The sequence below is a fragment of the Terriglobales bacterium genome, from assembly GCA_035651995.1.
Taxonomy (GTDB): Bacteria; Acidobacteriota; Terriglobia; order Terriglobales; family Acidobacteriaceae; genus DASRER01.
Genome location: DASRER010000035.1, coordinates 26,712 through 44,933, shown reverse-complemented (window position 1 = coordinate 44,933; position 18,222 = coordinate 26,712). Strand labels below are relative to the sequence as shown.

The window sequence follows — 18,222 nt, the reverse complement described above, 5'->3', positions numbered from 1 at the left end:
TGTTCACCGTTCACTGTCCACTTGTTGTAGATTCTAAAAATGCCGCGCACCACGGCAGACACTCTCGTCATCGGCGCCGGCGTCTTCGGCGCCTGGACGGCGCTGGCGCTGCGCCGCGCCGGACACTCCGTCCTGCTCGTCGACGCCTACGGTCCGGGCAACAGCCGCGCGTCGTCGGGCGGCGAGACGCGCATCATTCGCACGGCCTACGGCGCCGATGAGCTCTACACCCGCTGGGCCATCGCCTCGCTCGCGCGCTGGAAGCAACTGGCTGAGGAAACTCGCAGCACGATCTTCCTCCGGACCGGCGTGCTCTGGCTCGCCGACGACGCCGACGCGTACAGCCGCACATCATTCGACGTGGTGAAGCGAAACGGCGTCGCCGTTGAAGAGATGAAGCGTGCCGAACTCGCGCGTCGCTATCCGCAGTTCGCGCTCGACGATGTGACCTGGGGTTTCCTGGAAGGCGAGAGCGGCGTTCTGATGGCGCGTCGCGGCGTCCGGGCGCTCGTAGAGCGCGCCGCAGCGCTCGGCGTCGAGTTCCGCCAGGCCGCGGTCGAGCCGCCCGGCGCTGTGGGAAGACTCGACGCCGTTCGCACCCGCGATGGCCACCAGCTCAGCGCGGGCACTTACCTCTTCGCCTGCGGGCCGTGGCTGCCGCGCCTATTTCCCGAGCTGCTCGGCGCGCGCATCTTTCCCACGCGCCAGGAAGTCTTTTTCTTCGGCGCGCCCGCCGGCGACACTCGCTTCCGCCCTCCCGCCATGCCGACCTGGCTGCGGCATGCCGAAGACGTGTACGGCATGCCCGACGTCGAGAACCGCGGTGTGAAGATATCCCTCGACCGCCACGGCGAAGCTTTCGATCCCGACACCGGTTCGCGCGTGGTCTCACAAAACTCCGCCGATGCCATGCGCGCCGTGGTGGCCCGCCGACTTCCCGCGCTGGCGAATGCGCCCATCGTCGAAACCCGCGTCTGCCAGTACGAGAACACCTCCAGCGGCGACTTCCTCATCGATCGCCATCCCGAGTGGACGAACGTGTGGCTGGTCGGCGGCGGCTCCGGACACGGCTTCAAACACGGTCCCATGGTCGGCGAGTACGTGGCGTCCACGGTTGCCGGCAGCGGCGCGCCGGAACCCCGCTTCGCCCTCGCCGCCAAGAAAACGGTGCGCGCGCGGGCGGTGTACTGACAATCGCGCAAGCTGGCCGACGCACCGCGCTGAATCCGCTACAATCAGAGTTTCGCCCTTTGCACACGCTCCAATCCGTGCCAGAGGCGAAGCTGTAGCCAAAAGCCAAGAGCTAAAAGCGAATCATGGCAAAAGAGGGCATCACTCCCCGCGCGCAGGATTACGCGCAGTGGTATCTCGATATCGTTCGCGGTGCCGACCTGGCCGACTACGCCGAGGTCGTCCGCGGCTGCATCGTCTTCAAGCCGACTGGCTACGCGCTATGGGAAGCCATCCAGCGCGGACTCGACGACCGCATCAAGGCGACCGGGCACGTAAACGCTTACTTCCCGCTGCTCATTCCAAAGTCTTTCCTGATGAAGGAAGCCGAGCACGTGGAAGGCTTCGCGCCCCAGGTCGCCGAGGTGACGCGCGCCGGCGGCGAAGAGCTGGCCGAGCCGTACGTAATCCGGCCGACGTCGGAGACCATCATCGGCTACTTCTACGCCAAGTGGGTGCGCTCCTGGCGCGACCTGCCGCTGCTCATCAACCAGTGGGCCAACGTCATGCGCTGGGAGCTGCGCACGCGCCCGTTCCTTCGGACTACCGAGTTCCTCTGGCAGGAAGGCCACACCGTCCACGTTGACGAAACCGATGCCGAGCGCGAGACCCTGCTGATTCTCCGCGAGGTCTATGCCGACTTCGTGGAAAAGGAAATGGCAGTCCCGGTCATCCAGGGGCTGAAAACCGAGAAAGAAAAGTTTCCCGGCGCGCTGCGGACCTACTGCATGGAGGCCATGATGCAGGATGGCCGCGCGCTGCAGGCGGGGACCTCGCACAACCTCGGGCAGAACTTCGCCAAGGTGTTCGACATCAAGTACGCCGACAAGAACAACCAGGTGCAGCACGCCTGGACCACCAGTTGGGGCGTGACCACGCGCCTGATCGGCGCGCTCATCATGGCGCACTCCGATGATGACGGCCTAGTGCTGCCGCCGCGCCTGGCGCCCATCCAGGCTGTCGTGGTGCCCATCTATAAGACCGACGCCGAGCGCGCCACCGTGCTCGACGCGGTGCAGAAGATCACCGCTGACTGGAAGGGACGCATCCGCTTCCACGTGGACACGCGCGACCACCTCACGCCCGGCTTCAAGTTCAACGAGTGGGAGCTGAAAGGCATCCCGCTGCGCGTCGAAGTCGGCCCCAAAGACGTGGAGAAGGGAAGCGTCGCGATCGCCCAGCGCATCCAGCTGAACAACTCGCAGCCGGTTGCGCAGGCCGCAGGCGGAAAGCCGGCGAAAGCGCCGAAGTCGTTCGTGCCGCAGGCGGGGCTCACCGAGCACGTCATGGGGCTGCTCGCGCAGATGCAGAGCGGCTTGTTCCAGCGCGCGCTCAAGTTCCGCGAAGAGCACACCTTCGAGGCGTCGGATTACGAAGAACTGAAGGAGCGCGTGGAAAAAGGCTTCGTCTGGGCCTGGTGGGCCGGCTCGCGCGAGGACGAGGAAAGAATCCAGGAAGAGACGAAGGCGACGATACGCTGCCTCCCGCTCGAGCAGCCCGCCGGAACAGGAAAGTGCGTGTACACGGGGAAGGAAGCCGTGAAGCGGGCGGTGTTCGCGAAGGCATATTAGCGGCAGGCTATGAGATGGACTCGAGATTTGAGGATTGGCGTGAGGCAACGCAGGAACCTTCGTCGAAGGAGAGCGCTGAACAAACTGCTGAAAGGCGCTGAACGCATTCGAACTGCGGTTCGTGAGGTCCTGTTAGAGCGGCGCTAATGAGCGATATTCGTCGCGGTCTCATCATCGTCAACACCGGCCCGGGCAAAGGCAAAACTACCGCCGCCATGGGCACGGCGCTGCGCGCCGTCGGCAACGGCATGCGCGTGCTCATGCTGCAATTTCTGAAAGGTTCGTGGCACTACGGCGAACTCGACGCGGTGAAGGCCTTCGGCGACAGGTTCGTCATGAAGCAGATGGGCCGCGGTTTCGTGAAGGTGGGCGGCGCCGAAACCGATCCCGAGGACATCAAGCTGGTGGAAGACGCCTGGCGCGAAGCCGAACAGGCCATCCTGTCGGGCCAGTGGGACCTGGTGGTGCTCGATGAAATCAACTACGCCATCAGCTACGGCATGCTCGATCCGGCCAAGGTTGTCGAAGCGCTCAAGCGCAAGCCCGAGATGGTGCACGTCATCTTGACCGGGCGCAACGCGCATCCGACAATCATCGAAGTAGCTGACACAGTTACCGAAATGCGCCAGGTCAAGCACGCCTACGAAAAGGGCGTGCAGGCGCAGCGGGGAATCGAGTACTGATTGCGCACGGTTGAGTGGGTCCGGCTTGCGGGCAGCATCCTGAGCGCCACCGTCATGCCCATTTTCATCTACGATCGCGTGCGGGGCCGTTGCCGCGAGCGCTTGGCCAACGACCAACGACCGAGGGCCAACGACCGAACGTGAGCTGGTTCAAACGCGAACCCGGCGAGCTGGAACCCGGCGGCGAAAAGCGCGTCCGCACCGAAGGCCTGTGGGTCAAGTGCGACGACTGCCGCCAGATCATCTGGAAGAAAGAACTGGATGAGAACCTGAACGTCTGCCCGCGCTGCCAGCGCCACTTCCGTATTGGCGCGCGCCGCCGCCTGGAATTGCTGCTTGACGACGGCCAGTACACGGTGGACGACCAGAATCTGGCCTCCACCGACCCGCTCAAGTTCGCCGACAAGCGCGCCTACGCCGACCGCCTCCGCCAGGCGCAGTCCGAAACCGGGCTGAAAGACGCCATCGTCAACGCGCGCGGCAAGCTGAACGGCCGCGACGTAGTGGTCAGCGCCATGGAGTACTCGTTCATCGGCGGCAGCATGGGCGCGGTGGTGGGCGAAGCGATCACACGCGCCGTCGAGCGCGCCCGCGAGCTGAAACATCCGCTTGTCGTTGTCTCCGCCTCCGGCGGCGCGCGCATGATGGAGGGCGTGGTCAGCCTGATGCAGATGGCGAAAATCTCCGCCGCGCTCGCCCGCCTCGACCAGGCCAGGGTGCCGTACATTTCCGTCCTCACCGACCCCACCACCGGCGGCGTGAGCGCCTCCTATGCTCTCCTCGGTGACCTGAACATCGCCGAGCCGGGCGCGCTGATCGGTTTCGCCGGACCGCGCGTCATCGAAGACACCATCCGCCAGAAGCTTCCCGAAGGCTTCCAGCGCAGCGAGTTCCTGCTGGAACACGGCATCCTCGACGCCGTCGTCCACCGCAAGGACATGAAGGCCTACCTGGCGCGCGCCTTCGAGTTTATGACCACGAACGGAAGCTGAGATCCACTCCCGAAACACAGGGGCACCGAGATTGATAGCGCAACGTTTCCTGCGCTGGTTGGCTCCTCGGTGTCTTTGTGGTGGATGTGCGCGTAGTACCATTACTACCCATGGCGCAGCAGTCCAACTCCCCGGCGCCGGTTTCCTCGCACGACCGTATTCTGGCCGCGGCCAAGCGGCTGTTTGCCACCCGCGGATACGAGAGCACCAGCACCGTGGCCATCGCCCGGCTGGCCGGCACCAGCGAGTCGCAGCTCACCAAGCACTTCGGCAGCAAGGAAGGTCTGCTGGAGGCCATCTTCGAGCGCGGCTGGCAGGCGATGAGCGGCCGACTGCATGCCCTGCAAGGCGTCCCCGAGCCGGTGGCGCGCCTGCGCTCCACCATGGAGCTGATCGTCCAGGCGCTCGACAACGATCCCGAGATGAGAGAGCTGATGCTGCTGGAGGGACGCCGCGTCCGGCGCGAAGGCAACGCCGTCCTGATGACCGCCGGCTACCTGCAACTGGTGAGCTTCATCGATCAGACCGTCGCCGAGTTGAAGGCCGCGGGCCAGCTGCGCGCCGAACTCCATCCGCAGGCCATCCGCTCGGCGCTCATTGGAATGTTTGAAGGGCTGATGCGCGACCATCTGCTCGCCGAGCGCGCCGGCTATCCCGCCAGCTTCACGCGGCGCGAGTTCACCGCCATCTTCGACGCGGCCATCTCGGCCTTCGTGGTGGCCCAACGCGGCGAGTCCTCAACCTGACTCTTCCACCGCGCGCGCCGCAATGTTCACCTTCGCCGGCGTGGTGGTGATTACCACCACGCCCGCCAGCACGAGGAACGTGCCCAAGATCGTCCTCAGGTCAAGCGCCTCGCCGCCGAAGAAATACCCGACCACCACCGCGAGCATCCAGCCGTAAAGGACCAGGCCGGCGATGAGGAAGCGGATGGCCGCCAGCAGGAACGGCGGCACCTCCTCCACGCCGACGCGAATCGCCAGTAACGTCGGGCCCCCAGACGAAGTAAATCATCGCGAAGGCGAACAGCGTCTTCCACAGCGGCGGACGAGGATGGGCTTCCATGTCTTGTGGGCGCCGGTAGCGCTGGAGTCGCGAACGAAACTTTTATCGGGGTCATGGCAAAAACAAAGGCCACCCGGTTGCGGGCGGCCTTCCTGCAGGTCGTGAAGTGCTGCTAAAGCTTTCTGAGCACCTCAAACGCGTCTTCGTTATCGGGCTGGCGGTCAAGGGGATACACCTTGGAGAAGACGATCTTGCCTTCCTTGTCCACGATGAAGACGGCGCGTTCGTTGATCCCCGGAATGGGATCGCCCTCGCGCAGGACGCCAAATTTGCGGGCCGTCTCGCCGTGCGGCCAAAAGTCGCTCGCCAGCGGATACCGCAGTATTCCGATGTCGCGCTTCTGCCACGCCAGGTGGCTGGGGATGGAATCTACGCTGATGCCCACGACCTGGGCATCGTAGCCGGCGAACTTGTCATAGTCCGCGTTGTACGCCGGCATCTGGGCCGCTCACACCGGAGTCCAGGCGAGGGGATAAAAAGCAATCACCACGTGCTTCTTGCCGCGGAAGTCACTCAGCCGAACCCGGTGCCGCTGTTCGCCGGTGACCGCCGGCAGTTCGAAGTCGGGCGCCATGTCTCCGACTTTCAGTGGTGCCATGCAACCTCCACTTAGGGGATTGAACCGCAGAAAAAAGTGGAACTGGCATTTTATTGGGTGCGTCAGGATGCGACAAGTCGCCACGTAAGGCATCCGCGGTAACAAGGGCGCGCTCACAAAAAATCCGCGCTTGGAAAAATCAATCAGCCGGTCAACGCCGCCGCGCGCCCGCGGCATCAAAATCGGTGGTCGCGCGGCCTGCGCGCCCGGGGCCAAGCGTAAAATTTCCAGCCAAGGAGTTCCGAGCCATGTTTGGCTACAAGCCCTACAACTACGCCGCCTTCACCCGCGAGCAGGGGCTGGAGAACCTCAGGGCCGGTTTCCGTGACGCCCCGGAACCGGGCGAACGCGCACCCGACTTCACCCTGCGCACGCTCGATGGTGACCCTTTCCGCCTGAGCGACTTTCGCGGCAACAAGAACCTGGTCCTGAGCTTTGGTTCCGCGACGTGTCCCATGACCGCCGCCTCCATTCGCAGCCTCAATCGCCTTGCCAAGCGCTACGCCAGCGATGACGTGGAGTTCGCGCTCATCTACGTTCGCGAGGCGCATCCTGGAGACCAGCTGCCGGCGCACCGCACGCCGGCGCAGAAGGCCGCCGCCGCCGAGTGTCTGCGCGACGAAGAAGATGTCCACATTCCCATCGCGATCGATGACGTGCGCGGCACCGTCCATCGCCGCTGGGGAAAGCTGGCGAACCCCGCGTTTGTCATCGACAAGTCCGGTCGCGTTGCCTACCGCATGCTGTGGGCGCAGGGACGCCCACTGGCAGCCGCGCTCGACGAGCTGCTGAGGTTGCAGCAGCGCGCGGCCGAAGGCGACGGCCGCCACGAGTCCGTCGTCGTGCGCGGCGGCGAAGACACATCCACGCCCTACACCGGCGCCGCCGTCTTCATGTGGCGCGCCCTGGAGCGCGGCGGACGCCGCAGCATCGAAAACTTTCAGGAAGCCGTCGGCATTCCCGGCCGCCTCACGCTCATGGGCAGCCGCGTGGTCGAACCGATCGTGCTCAATCCGGGCAACGCCGCGGCCGGCGCGCTGCTTGCCGGCGGCGTGATCACGGCGGCGCTGATGGGCGGCAGCCGCTTGCGACGCGAGCGCCTAAAACGGCGCTTGCCATACGAAATCGAGCAGCGCCGCCGCCCGTCGCGCGACGATACGGACGATTACGAAGCTGTGGGAATCTGAATGACCGCGGAGACGCGGAGCAACCGAGACAATCCTCGCCACGGATTCCGCGGATTCTCACCGACCCTCACGTGCCTGCGATCGGTGGAAATCCGCGCGCATCCCTGGCAAGCCGGTTTTCCAGTTGCCTTTGCGGCTCCGAGTCCGCGGTTGGCGAATTCAGAACAAACTGTTCTGTTTCCGCTTCTGCGTCAGCCCGAAGTGCTGATAGGCCAACTGCGTGGCCACGCGCCCGCGCGGTGTGCGGTCGAGGAAGCCAATCTGGATGAGGAACGGTTCGTAGATTTCTTCGATTGCCTCGGCCTCTTCCGCCAGGGCGGCTGCCAGCGTGTTCACGCCCACCGGCCCGCCCTGATACTTCTCGATGATGGTCAGCAGCAGCCGGCGATCGACTTCATCAAAACCGTGCTGGTCCACTTCCAGCATCTCCAGGGCCGCGCGCGCTGTGGCCTGGTCAATGCGTCCGCCGGATGTGCCCTTGATCTGGGCGTAGTCGCGCACGCGGCGCAGCAGCCGGTTGGCGATGCGCGGCGTGCCGCGCGACCGTGCCGCAATCTCGGTGGCGCCTCCCGCATCAATAGCAACGCCGAGAATCTCGGCCGAACGCTCCACGATCACGCGCAGGTCTTCGGTCGTATAGAACTCCAGCCGCAGCACGATCCCGAATCGCGAACGCAGCGGCGCCGAGAGCAGCCCGGCGCGCGTGGTCGCGCCCACGAAGGTGAACGGTCTCACTTCGAGCGTGTGCGTGCGCGCCGCCGGCCCCTGCCCGATCATGATGTCGAGCCGGTAGTCCTCCAGCGCCGAGTAGAGCAATTCCTCCAGCGCCGGCTGCAGCCGGTGAATCTCGTCAATGAACAGCACCTGCCGTTCGCGGATGTTGGTGAGGATGGCCGTCAGGTCGCCCTTGATTTGCAGCGTCGGCCCTGACGTCTGCTGGAACGCCGCGCCCATTTCGTTGGCGATGATGGTGGCCAGCGTCGTCTTGCCCAGGCCGGGCGGCCCGTAGAGCAGCACGTGGTCGAGCGGCTCGCCGCGCTGCCGCGCCGCCGCAATCGCCACCCCCAGGTTCTCCTTGACCTTGCTCTGGCCGATGAACTCCTGCAAGCGCCTGGGCCGCAGCTTCAGCTCAAACGACGCATCGTCGTCCACCGCCGCTGCCGACACCATGCGCTGTGGCGCGCCCTCCGCTGCGGCCACCGCCGCCTTTCGCGATTGCTTCTCCGAAAATTCCACCGTTTTCGGAGTCTAAGCTGAAAGCAGTGGAAAGTGAACAGTGGAAAGTGAACAGCGGCAACTCACGCTGGAGACTTCGACAGAGGCCGGCGGATCCCGAGCTTCACGGTCCACTTTCCACGGTTCACGATCCACTTCTTTTCGCATCCAAATCTTGTGCAGTGGCCCACTGGGAGCAATACGAAGTCTGGAGGCTCAACGGTACCCGCTGGGAGCCGATAGGGTGGTTCCCCGACCTGGCGCTGGCCAACGCCGTCGCCCGTGGACGCCAGAGCGCCGTGCGCGTGATTCATGTTCAGTATGAAGGGGGCCGCGAGGTCAGCCGCGAAGTCCTGGCTGAGATTGGCGCCATGCGCCAACAACCGTAGGAAAGGCCGTTTTCCGCTTCCGCTAATCGCACCTGGCGCCTGGTATGTGGCCACTTCATCTCGGGCTATCACGTCCAATTGCCGAGACCTGCTACCGGCAGGAACGTGAACCGTGAAACGCGAAACGTGAAACTTGCTGTAAAACAACAAGGCCCTCCGCTTTGCGAAGGGCCTCTGTTGCTGCATACAACCCGGGGGAACTCGGATTGTGGTGCCTGCTTTGCGGTAGCCCGGCTTCCCCTGCGAAGCCGGGCCGCCGACGGCAGACTGACTTACATCTTCGGCGGCGTGGGCGGCGGCGTCTGCTGCTGCCCAGGCTGCGTGGTGGCGGGCGCCTGCGGAGCCGACGGTTGCGTGGTCACCGCGGGCGCTGCCGGTGGGTTGTCCGACTGCGGCATGCTCGAGCTGCCGCTCGCCGCCGGTTCCGTCGAACTGCCCGACGTGCTGCCCATGGTTGCCGGCGCGGTGTTCTGCGCCGACTGGCTCATGTCGGCCAGCGCGTTGGTCATCAGGCTGACTTCCACCCGGCCACCGCGGGTGCGCCGCGTCTTGCCGGTATCGCTCGACGCCGGCACCGGCGCGTTGCCCATGCCCAGCGTGTAGATGCGGTACACCGGCACCTCGTGATTCAGCACCAGGTAACGCACCACCGCGTCGGCCATCTTCTGCGAATTCTGGATCGCCTCGGCGCCGCGTCCGCTGGAGAAGCCCTGTACCTCGACGATGTAGCCGCGCTTGGCCTTCAGCGAGGCAGCCAGCTCGTCGAGCGCTCCCTTCGCCTTCTGGCTGAGCGCCAGCTGGCCCGGACGGAAGATCAACTCCACCTGCGTGGCCGCCTTGTACTGGTCCAGCGTTCCCACCACCTGCTCCACGCCCGCAAGCCGCTCGTTGGCCTGTTGCGCGGTCTGGTGCGCCATCTGGGCGCGGTTGCCTGCGTCAATGGCGTGCTGGTCGGCCTCACTGGCCTTCGACGCCGCCAGCCGGATGCCCTCGCTGGCGCGCGCATCCACGTCGCGGATCATCTTCGAATTGGCGGCGGTGAGTTCATCGAGTTCGTTGACGCGATCGCGCACCGGCGTCAGCTGCCGCTGCACATACTTCTTCCGCGCGAACGGGTTGATCTTGCCCCAGAAGCCCTGGTGGTCTTCATAGGCCAGCGGTTGCTTGCCGCTCGCCAGGTTGGAAGGCTGCTGGCTGGCCTGGTCCTTGGCTGCCTGGCTCGTGTTCGGGTCGCTGGGCGCGCTGGACGGCGGCGTCTGATCGGTCTGCGGCGGCGCGCTTTGCGCCGCGGGCGCCGGCCGCGATGAGGGCGTCTGCTGTTGCGCCACGGCCGTAACAGCCAGCCCGGCGATCAGCAGTAGCGCGAGTAACGTGCGGTTCTTCATTGCGATTCCTCCGACTAGGGGAGCCTTCGGAAGCTGTTCCCGGCCATGGGCCGTAGCCCGTATGCCGGTACCCCGGGGCTTTAGAAACTTTCGCGGCCGGCTTTGGACCGTGCTCGCTCGGCTTGCGTTATATCAATTCAGATGCCAAAGCGGCCGGCCTCGACCGCCTGCAAAGCACTATCAGTCAACTACTTAGAAACACCTCACGAGCCCCAATCGCGGCCCTCTGCGCCGTCCCCGGTAATTTTGTCCGGCGGGCGGCGAGAAATACCCGAGCAGCCGGGCCACTGCTGTTACGATATGCCCGCCACAGCGCGAGCGGCAGCGATCCAGGGAGGCGGATTGTCCGAGCCCGAGTTTCGCGGTCTGGAGGACCCCGAGAGCCTGCGCCAGCTGGTACGTCGCCTGAAAGAGGGCATCTACGTCACCACTGAACGCGGGCGCATCCTCGACGCCAATCCCGCATTTCTGGAAATTCTCGGCGTCGCTTCCCTCGCCGATCTTCGCCAGTATAGCGCCGCCGACCTGCTCGTCGACCCGGAAGAGCGCGAGCGCCAGGTGCGGCTGCTGCGCGAGTACGGCTCGCTGCGCGATTACGAACTCAAGATCCGCCGCCCCGACGGCCAGGTCCGCACCGTGATCGATGCCGCCTACGCCGTCAAAGCGCCCAACGGCGAGACGCTGTACTACGGCATTCTGGTCGACATCACCGAGCGCAAGCGCCTTGAAGAACAGCTGGTCGAGCAGAGCATCCGCGATCCGCTTACCGGCTGCTTCAACCGCCGCTACCTGGGCGAATTCGAAAGCCACATGCTGCGCCAGCACCGCGACTGGGGCTGCATCGTGCTCGACGTGGACCGCTTCAAGGAATACAACGACCGCTTCGGCCACCAGATCGGCGACCAGGTGCTGCGTCGCGTGAGCCGCTTCCTCATGCGCCAGACGCGCGCCGACGAAGGCGTGGTCCGCTTCGGCGGCGATGAGTTTGTCGTGCTCCTCGCTGGCGCCGACGCGGCCAGCACCGAGCGCCCCGCCGACCGCCTGAAGCAACTTGGCGCGCGCGAGGTCCCGGTGTCGTTTTCGCTCGGATGGGCCGCGCGGGAAGGCGGCGAGTCGCTGGAGCGCACCATCCATCGCGCCGACAAGGCCCTGCTCGCCGTGCGCTCCCAAGAGCGCTCCCGCACCGAAGAACGCCGCAGCCGATAAACGCGAATTTAGCGAGACGGCACGGACTGTGTGGGCGCGGGGGACTTCGCCCGCTGGCGGGCGCCGCGGCGGGACGGCGCAGTCTTTGTGGAGCGTGAGAACTGAGGCGTGAGAACTGAGACTGAGCCCTGAGAACTACTTCCCAATCGCGCGCTGCGCGATGTCGCTCGTGACCTCGACCGCGGTGTCCAGCCCCAGCGCCGTCAGGCCAAAGCTCAGATTGAAGATGCCGACGGCCATCACCAGCGCCGAGGTCCACAGCAGGCGCGCCAGGTTCATCGATTCAAACCACAGCGGGCGGCTGCTGCGTGCCAGCAGGTCGTCAATGAATTGCAGGGTCACGGCTGGTTTGGATGCTCCAGCGGCGCCGGAGTTTCACGCCGCAGCCACTATTTCCGCAGATCAGCGCCGGAGCAACAAGAGTACTTCGGTAACGAGTGGTAACGGGTTGGGGACCAGGCGCAATGGAGCCTGGTCGCCCTCGACCGGCACGGCGCCAAACGTTACCGTTAGAATAGACCGCGATGCCGGATCGCCTCGCCCAACTCGACGCCCATCTTCGCGGGCTCGGTCGCCTCATCGTTGCCTACTCCGGCGGTGTCGACTCGGCGTTTCTCGCCTGGGCGGCGCATCGCGCGCTGGGCAACGATATGCTCGCGGTCATCGCCGATTCGCCTTCGCTGGCCCGCACGCAGTTGGCCGACGGGCTCGCTTTCGCCGCCGAGCAGCACATCCCGGTCGAAGTGGTGAACACCGCCGAGCTCGACAATCCCGAGTACGCGCGCAACGATGCGCAGCGCTGCTTCCACTGCAAGGACGAGCTCTTCAACGTGCTCGAGGACCTTCGCCGCGAGCGCGGATTCGACGCCGTTGCCTACGGCGTGAACCGCGACGACCAGGGTGACTTTCGTCCCGGCCAGCGTGCCGCCCGCGAGCACAATATTGCCGCGCCGCTGCTCGATTGCGCCTTGGGCAAGAGCGACATCCGCGAACTGGCAAAGCAAGCCGGCCTGCGCGTCTGGGACAAGCCCGCCTCAGCGTGCCTCGCTTCGCGCATCGAGTACGGACGCGCCGTCACACCCGAAGCGCTCTCGGCGGTGGAACGCGGTGAAGACGCGCTGCGCGAACTCGGCTTCCGCCAGTTCCGCGTGCGGCATCACGGCGCCATCGTGCGCATCGAGATCGCGCCCGACGAGCTTCCCCGCGCGCTCACGCCCGCCATGGCCGCGCGCCTCACCGCCATCTTCAAGCCGCTCGGCTTCACTTACGTCACGCTGGATCTGGAAGGCTTCCGCTCCGGCTCGATGAACGCGCTGCTCAGCGCGGAATCGCTGGCCAAATCGGGTAGCTGATCCGCGAGCACTCAGCATTCAGCATTCAGCCCTTGCGTGTTTCTGCTCAAGAGAGCGGGATATTCGCGGTAAGAGAACACCTTGCACCGAACGGCTTCTGCGGCGCCGCCTATGATTCGCCCAGACGTTCAGGGGCTGAATGCCAAGTGCTGAGTGCTGATTGCCGGCTTTATGCCGCCTTCGTCGCCTCGCTCAGCGCCATCACTGCCAGCTCCAGGCGATCGCGCGCGCCGGTCTTGGAAAAGATGCTCTGCAAATGGCGCTTCACCGTGTTCTCGCTGATTTGCAATTCGGTGGCGATGTCGCGGTTCTTCAGCCCGCGGGCTACGAGGAAGGAAATCTGCCGCTCGCGGTCGCTCAGGCGGGCGAGCGAGCGCGTTTCGGTGCGCGTGTCTTCCACCATGGCGGTGAGCACGCGGTGCGCAACCTCATCGGAGAAGGCCAGCTCGCCCCCGGCCACGCTGCGGATGGCGGCAAACAGTTTCTCCGGCCCGTCGCTCTTCAGCACCAGGCCGCGCGCGCCCAACCGCACCGTCTGCACGTAGTCGGTCTGGCTCTCCGAGCCGGTGAGCACCACGGCGGCGACGCGATTGCCGGCCTGGTCGAGGGTACGCAGCACATCGAAGCCGTCGCCTTCGGGCATGAACAGGTCGAGCACCAGCACCTGGGGACGGTGCTGCTGCACCAGCGACAGGGCTTCGGTTCCGCTCGATGCCGAGCCCACCACGAGGAAATCGGGCTGCGTGTTGAGCAGCGCCACCAGCGACTCACGCAGCACGGCATGATCGTCGGCGATCACGATGTTGATCTTTTCGCGCTCACCCTCGCCGTTGTGCAGTCCGGCTTGCGGTTCGGCGTTGCCGCCCGGCGCCTGGCCGTGGTCCTTCTTGTTCTGCTCCTTCTCTTTCGCTTTCATAATGGCCTTTGACGAGGGCCGGATGCGCCCGCGCGGTCGCTGGTTCCAGCGCCTACTTCGGCCAGAGCTGCGCTCCGCGCAGGGCTTTGCTTCCTGACTAGGATGCGAACTAAGGCCCACGAGGGGCCCGCAGCCGTGTGGTATATTCCGCTTCTTCTCGCGGCAGCAGCGCTGCCGCCGCCATCAGGGGCCGCGGCGTGACCATTGACGAAGAACTGAACGTCCTGGAAGAGCAGGTCCGGCGCCTCAAGATCGAGTACGACGTCTTCTTCGGCGGCGGCTCCAAGAAGCCGCCCAGCGACACCGAGTGGCGCGTGCAGTCGCTCATCAGGAAGTTCAGCGACAGCAGCAAGCTCACCTTTCCGCAGCGCTTCCGCTACAACAGCATCGTGCAGCGCTACGCGCTGTTCAGCGACCTGTGGCGGCAGAAGCTGAAGATCAAGGAAGAAGGCTATCGCCGTCCGCAGGACGCCGCGCTCGGCATCCAGGGCATGCGCACCGGCGAGGAAAAGGAAGCGGCGCGCGCCATGGGCGCTGCCGCCGACGCCGGCGCGCAGCCCTTCAGGATCTCCTGCTCCGATGCCGACGCCGACGCCGACCGCGTGCGCTCGCTCTTTGACGCCATGATCGCGGCGCGCAGGCAGGCCGGCGACGCCAACGCCTCCGGCGCCGCCTTCGACTCGTTCAAGGCCTTCGTCAAGAAGAAGACCGAGCAGATCCGCAAAGACTATGGATGCAGCAGCGTCGAGTACTCGGTCGAAATCGAGAGCGGACAAGTGCGCCTGAAGGCGAGGGCCAAAATCTAGCCGCTGGCTGCTGGCTGCCGGCCAATGCGCTCCCCCGTTGTCCTCTCCAGGAGCGGGCGAAACAAGGAGCTGCGTTTAGAATCACTGTTCGTTCGCGATTTTTGCCAGCGGCCAGTAGCTGGCAGCCCGCAGCGATTTATGCCCATACAACGCGCCCTCCTCAGCGTCACCGACAAGAGCGGACTGGTGGACCTGGCCCGGCGCTTAGCCGGGATGAAAGTCGAGCTGGTTTCGACCGGCGGAACGGCGCGCGCGCTGCGCGACGCAGGGCTCGCCGTGCGCGACGTCAGCGAGCTCACCGGCTTTCCCGAGATGCTCGACGGCCGCGTGAAAACGCTGCATCCCAAGGTCCACGGCGGCATTCTGCATCGCCGCGGGGATGCGTCGCATCGCGAAGCGGTCGCCGCGCACGGCATCGCGCCCATCGACATGGTGGTGGTCAACCTCTACGCCTTCGAGCAGACGGCCGCGAAACCGGGCGTGAAGCTCGACGAACTCATCGAGAACATCGACATCGGCGGGCCTTCGATGATCCGCTCGGCGGCGAAGAACTGGGAAGACGTAGCCGTCGTCACATCGCCGGACGACTACGCCGCCATCGCCGACGAGATGGCGGCGAACAAAATGTCTCTCTCGCGCGAAACGCGCTGGCGCCTGGCGCAGAAGGCGTTCGCGGCCACGGCCGCATACGACGCCGCGATTGCTTCCACGCTGGAAGGCATCTCGCCCGCAGGCGAAGCGCCGGCGCCGCCGTTTCCGCCGTCGTTGCGACTGCAGTATCAGAAGGCGATGGACCTGCGCTACGGCGAGAACCCGCACCAGAAGGCCGCGCTCTACCGCGAAGCTACTTCTTTTCAAAACCGCGGCGATGCCGGCATCGCCAACGCGCGCCAACTCCAGGGCAAAGAGCTTTCGTTCAACAACATCGTTGACCTGGAGGCGGCGTGGGAGCTGGCCAGCGAGTTCGACGAGACGGTGTGCGCCATCATCAAGCACACCAACCCGTCGGGCACGGCGACCGCGGCGACGCAAGTCGAGGCGTACAAGAAAGCGCTCGAGGCCGATCCGGTGTCGGCCTTCGGCGGCGTGATCGGCTTCAACCGCGAGGTCGAGGGCGACACGGCCGCCGAAGTCGCCAAGCTGTTCGTGGAGGCGATTGCCGCGCCATCGTTTTCAGCCGCCGCACGCGAGGCGCTGGCGGCGAAGAAAAACCTCCGCCTGGTCGAGGTGAAGCGCGCCGCGCCCAAGTGGGTGTACAAGCACGTCTCCGGCGGAATGCTGGTGCAGGACGCGGACGTGCATCCCATCACCGCCCGCGACCTCAAGGTCGCAACCAAGCGAGCACCCACCGACGCGGAGCTGCGCGCGCTGCTCTTCGCCTGGAAGGTGGCTAAGCACGTCAAGTCCAACGCCATCGTCTACGCGCGCGAAGGCCAGACGGTGGGCGTGGGCGCGGGGCAGATGTCGCGCGTGGACTCCACCAAGATCGGCGCGATGAAGGCCGTGCTGCCGCTCGAGGGCACGGTCGCCGCCTCGGACGCGTTCTTCCCGTTTCCCGACGGCGTGGAAGAAATCGCCCGCGCCGGCTCGACGGCCATCATCCAGCCCGGGGGCTCGGTGCGCGACCAGGAAGTGATTGACGCGGCCGACCGTTTGGGGCTGGCGATGGTGTTTACCGGCGTACGCCACTTCCGGCATTAATCGGGTCATCGGGCCATCAGGTCATTGGGCCCGATGTTCAATGAGCCGATAGCCCGAATGCAGCGCGGAGCGTGTGGACGCGGGCAAACCGCGTCCGCGTTTCGGCGGACCGTTCCGTTGTCCGGGTACCCCCCTCCCCCCCCGGTCCTTGCAAATCAGTGCTTTAGCGAGAAATTTCCGCCAATACAGGCGATCTACAGGGGTTAGAGCTATGTTCAGGCGCCGCAAGGACTTAGCTGTCAAAGAGCGAAGCCCGCGCGTGTGCGCAGGCCTGCTTCCAGCCTAGCAGATTGGGTGGGGAGAATGGGAAGGCGGGACCGAAGTTTTGTGTGAGCATTTCGTTGGGGTTGCGGGGAATCTGCGGCGAAAGGGGCTTGACAACACTTCTGCGTTTGCTCACACAGGCGTAGCGGAGAGCGGCGCGCCCTGCTCAGCAACGGCGAAGCTCAGCGACGGACGCGTACCGGCACCGGTCCACCCCTGTTTCAACCTGCCGAATGGCCCAGGCGTACTACTCTGGCTCGGCCCACCGAATCGCCAACTTACCCTGCGAGGAGGTTATGAACGCGAACCTATCGGGGGGCTGATAGCAGGCAAACGTGCCTCCCGTCTTTCGAGTCTCTTGGTACTCGGCAATCTTCTCGCCTGTGCTGGCGTCAAAGAGAACAACCATTGCCGGTATGCGCTCGGGCTCGCCATCTGGCTTCTGCGCAGCTTGACGAAACATTAGCGCTAGTCGCCCCGCAGCCACATGCATTGAACTGACCATGAGCTCTGGTCGCGGCGAGGGTAGCTTGAGCGTACGCCTTACGCGGCCGCTTGGAGAGATCACGTACACGAGCGCGGGCGAACCGCGGCGGAGGAGGTACGCATAACCATCGCCGCCGTCTCGAATATCGCCCAGGAGAAGTGGCAACATGGCCATATCAGTGTCCGAGTCGGAGTCTGTTCCATTTTTCGATTCGGACGCTTTCACTTCGGGTGTGTTTTCCCCTTGCTTCCGCGCTGCCTCCGTGGGAGCTCCCCTTTGCGATCTGAGTGGTGTAGCAGCAACCTCCTTAACTATATCGCCGGGCAGTACAAGATCTCTCACCACCTGCCCGCTGTCGTTCATGATGAGAGTCACAGGCCTTTGGGGTGGATTGCTAGGAGGATCCGCTGTCCCCTCTCCAGTAATTTCCGAGCCGGTGACCAGGAAGTTCCTCGGCGCGAGAGGCGCGAGGTGCGCCACCCAGAAGCGACCTTCAAGCTTCGTTTTGCCGCGGTAGGCTCCATCCGCGGAGTACCTCACCAAATACCCGACACCATCAGCGTAGGGAGCCTGAAAGACCTCGCCGTCGGCGTTCACCGCAAAGTCGTACGCCGTGGCATCCCGCAGATCAGTATCCTGTGCGAAGGAGAGTTTCGTTGTCTGTCCCCTGGGATCGACGCGTAGGACAGGCTCGACCTGTCCTGGAGCATAGATCCGCGCATAGATGTTGCCCTTCGCGTCGCATCGCACAGGATTGTAGATGGGGCGATTCAGTTCCGATGAGACTACCAGTTCTTTTCCCGCCAATTGCTTTTGAGCAACGGCCGCAACACCAAGAAGCACGACGACGTTGAGCAGCAGCAACGGGGCGACGATTGGCCTCACCACAAGCCCCCGGCGCTGCCCCGAGTTGGAATCAGATCGTCCAGCCTTTCCCCGGCGTTCTCTTTGGGTGACGAATTCCATGCGACGGGAAGGTATCGTCCATCGCAGTCCGCTACCTGAAGCCGAATTCGAGCGCCGAATGGAATCTCCTTCATCGCCGCTGGTCCCGTACCCCCCGACCCACAAGAGCCGTTCTGTGTCGCATCGGAGTAAACCTGGCCGCAGCAGAAGTGGAACATACCCGTGCTGTTAATGCACTTGGCGTTAGAAGCCGCGGGGCCGGAGCAGAC

At 64.8% G+C, this 18,222-nt stretch carries 17 protein-coding genes and 1 pseudogene; 11 read left to right on the top strand and 7 right to left on the bottom strand.

Going from position 1 to position 18,222, the window contains the following annotated elements; translation table 11 throughout:
- The first annotated feature begins 39 nt into the window (after nt 1-39).
- The 5 genes from VFA60_12475 to VFA60_12455 all read left to right on the top strand — a co-directional run bounded on the left by VFA60_12475 (nt 40) and on the right by VFA60_12455 (nt 5,222).
- Nucleotides 40-1,191, top strand: a complete 1,152-nt coding sequence (locus VFA60_12475) for an FAD-dependent oxidoreductase (protein HZQ92603.1) — start codon at nt 40-42, stop codon at nt 1,189-1,191.
- A gap of 125 nt (nt 1,192-1,316) precedes the next feature.
- On the top strand, nt 1,317-2,801 hold the full coding sequence (gene proS, locus VFA60_12470; GenBank protein HZQ92602.1) for a proline--tRNA ligase: 1,485 nt from the start codon (nt 1,317-1,319) through the stop codon (nt 2,799-2,801).
- Between the two features lie 146 nt (nt 2,802-2,947).
- Complete coding sequence (gene cobO, locus VFA60_12465) at nt 2,948-3,484, top strand: cob(I)yrinic acid a,c-diamide adenosyltransferase (GenBank protein ID HZQ92601.1); 537 nt, start codon at nt 2,948-2,950, stop codon at nt 3,482-3,484.
- A gap of 140 nt (nt 3,485-3,624) precedes the next feature.
- Nucleotides 3,625-4,476 (top strand): acetyl-CoA carboxylase, carboxyltransferase subunit beta, encoded by an 852-nt coding sequence (accD, locus tag VFA60_12460; protein ID HZQ92600.1) that lies wholly within the window; start codon nt 3,625-3,627, stop codon nt 4,474-4,476.
- A 110-nt stretch (nt 4,477-4,586) separates the two neighbouring features.
- Complete coding sequence (locus VFA60_12455; protein ID HZQ92599.1) at nt 4,587-5,222, top strand: TetR/AcrR family transcriptional regulator; 636 nt, start codon at nt 4,587-4,589, stop codon at nt 5,220-5,222.
- Here the strand turns inward: VFA60_12455 and VFA60_12450 are convergent.
- A complete protein-coding gene (locus VFA60_12450) occupies nt 5,214-5,432 on the bottom strand; it encodes a hypothetical protein (GenBank protein ID HZQ92598.1) in 219 nt (72 codons plus the stop codon). The two genes, VFA60_12455 and VFA60_12450, sit on opposite strands and share 9 nt — an antisense overlap.
- 221 nt (nt 5,433-5,653) lie before the next feature.
- Nucleotides 5,654-6,130: pseudogene (locus VFA60_12445) on the bottom strand (redoxin domain-containing protein).
- A gap of 257 nt (nt 6,131-6,387) precedes the next feature.
- On the opposite strand from VFA60_12445, the gene VFA60_12440 reads away from it, so the two are divergent.
- Complete coding sequence (locus VFA60_12440) at nt 6,388-7,326, top strand: redoxin family protein (protein HZQ92597.1); 939 nt, start codon at nt 6,388-6,390, stop codon at nt 7,324-7,326.
- Nucleotides 7,327-7,485: 159 nt separating this feature from the next.
- Here VFA60_12440 and ruvB read toward each other — a convergent pair whose 3' ends face one another.
- Nucleotides 7,486-8,496, bottom strand: coding sequence for a Holliday junction branch migration DNA helicase RuvB (gene ruvB, locus VFA60_12435; protein HZQ92596.1), 1,011 nt, complete (start codon nt 8,494-8,496; stop codon nt 7,486-7,488).
- Between the two features lie 227 nt (nt 8,497-8,723).
- Here ruvB and VFA60_12430 point away from each other — a divergent pair, with 227 nt between their 5' ends.
- On the top strand, nt 8,724-8,930 hold the full coding sequence (locus VFA60_12430; protein HZQ92595.1) for a hypothetical protein: 207 nt from the start codon (nt 8,724-8,726) through the stop codon (nt 8,928-8,930).
- Between the two features lie 272 nt (nt 8,931-9,202).
- On the opposite strand, the gene VFA60_12425 is transcribed toward VFA60_12430, so the two are convergent.
- Nucleotides 9,203-10,315 carry an OmpA family protein gene (locus VFA60_12425; GenBank protein ID HZQ92594.1) on the bottom strand — a complete coding sequence of 371 codons (1,113 nt, stop codon included), beginning with the start codon at nt 10,313-10,315 and terminating at the stop codon, nt 9,203-9,205.
- A 342-nt stretch (nt 10,316-10,657) separates the two neighbouring features.
- On the opposite strand from VFA60_12425, the gene VFA60_12420 reads away from it, so the two are divergent.
- Complete coding sequence (locus VFA60_12420; GenBank protein HZQ92593.1) at nt 10,658-11,521, top strand: sensor domain-containing diguanylate cyclase; 864 nt, start codon at nt 10,658-10,660, stop codon at nt 11,519-11,521.
- Between the two features lie 135 nt (nt 11,522-11,656).
- On the opposite strand, the gene VFA60_12415 is transcribed toward VFA60_12420, so the two are convergent.
- Nucleotides 11,657-11,863 carry a hypothetical protein gene (locus VFA60_12415; GenBank protein ID HZQ92592.1) on the bottom strand — a complete coding sequence of 69 codons (207 nt, stop codon included), beginning with the start codon at nt 11,861-11,863 and terminating at the stop codon, nt 11,657-11,659.
- 182 nt (nt 11,864-12,045) lie between these two features.
- On the opposite strand from VFA60_12415, the gene larE reads away from it, so the two are divergent.
- Nucleotides 12,046-12,873, top strand: coding sequence for an ATP-dependent sacrificial sulfur transferase LarE (gene larE, locus VFA60_12410; GenBank protein ID HZQ92591.1), 828 nt, complete (start codon nt 12,046-12,048; stop codon nt 12,871-12,873).
- Nucleotides 12,874-13,042: 169 nt separating this feature from the next.
- Here larE and VFA60_12405 read toward each other — a convergent pair whose 3' ends face one another.
- A complete protein-coding gene (locus VFA60_12405) occupies nt 13,043-13,789 on the bottom strand; it encodes a response regulator transcription factor (GenBank protein HZQ92590.1) in 747 nt (248 codons plus the stop codon).
- A 137-nt stretch (nt 13,790-13,926) separates the two neighbouring features.
- On the opposite strand from VFA60_12405, the gene VFA60_12400 reads away from it, so the two are divergent.
- Together VFA60_12400 and purH are read left to right on the top strand one after the other, a co-directional pair.
- Nucleotides 13,927-14,595, top strand: coding sequence for an MXAN_5187 C-terminal domain-containing protein (locus VFA60_12400; GenBank protein HZQ92589.1), 669 nt, complete (start codon nt 13,927-13,929; stop codon nt 14,593-14,595).
- 138 nt (nt 14,596-14,733) lie between these two features.
- Nucleotides 14,734-16,296, top strand: a complete 1,563-nt coding sequence (purH, locus tag VFA60_12395) for a bifunctional phosphoribosylaminoimidazolecarboxamide formyltransferase/IMP cyclohydrolase (GenBank protein HZQ92588.1) — start codon at nt 14,734-14,736, stop codon at nt 16,294-16,296.
- A 511-nt stretch (nt 16,297-16,807) separates the two neighbouring features.
- On the opposite strand, the gene VFA60_12390 is transcribed toward purH, so the two are convergent.
- A complete protein-coding gene (locus VFA60_12390; GenBank protein ID HZQ92587.1) occupies nt 16,808-18,013 on the bottom strand; it encodes a hypothetical protein in 1,206 nt (401 codons plus the stop codon).
- Nucleotides 18,014-18,222 lie beyond the last annotated feature (209 nt).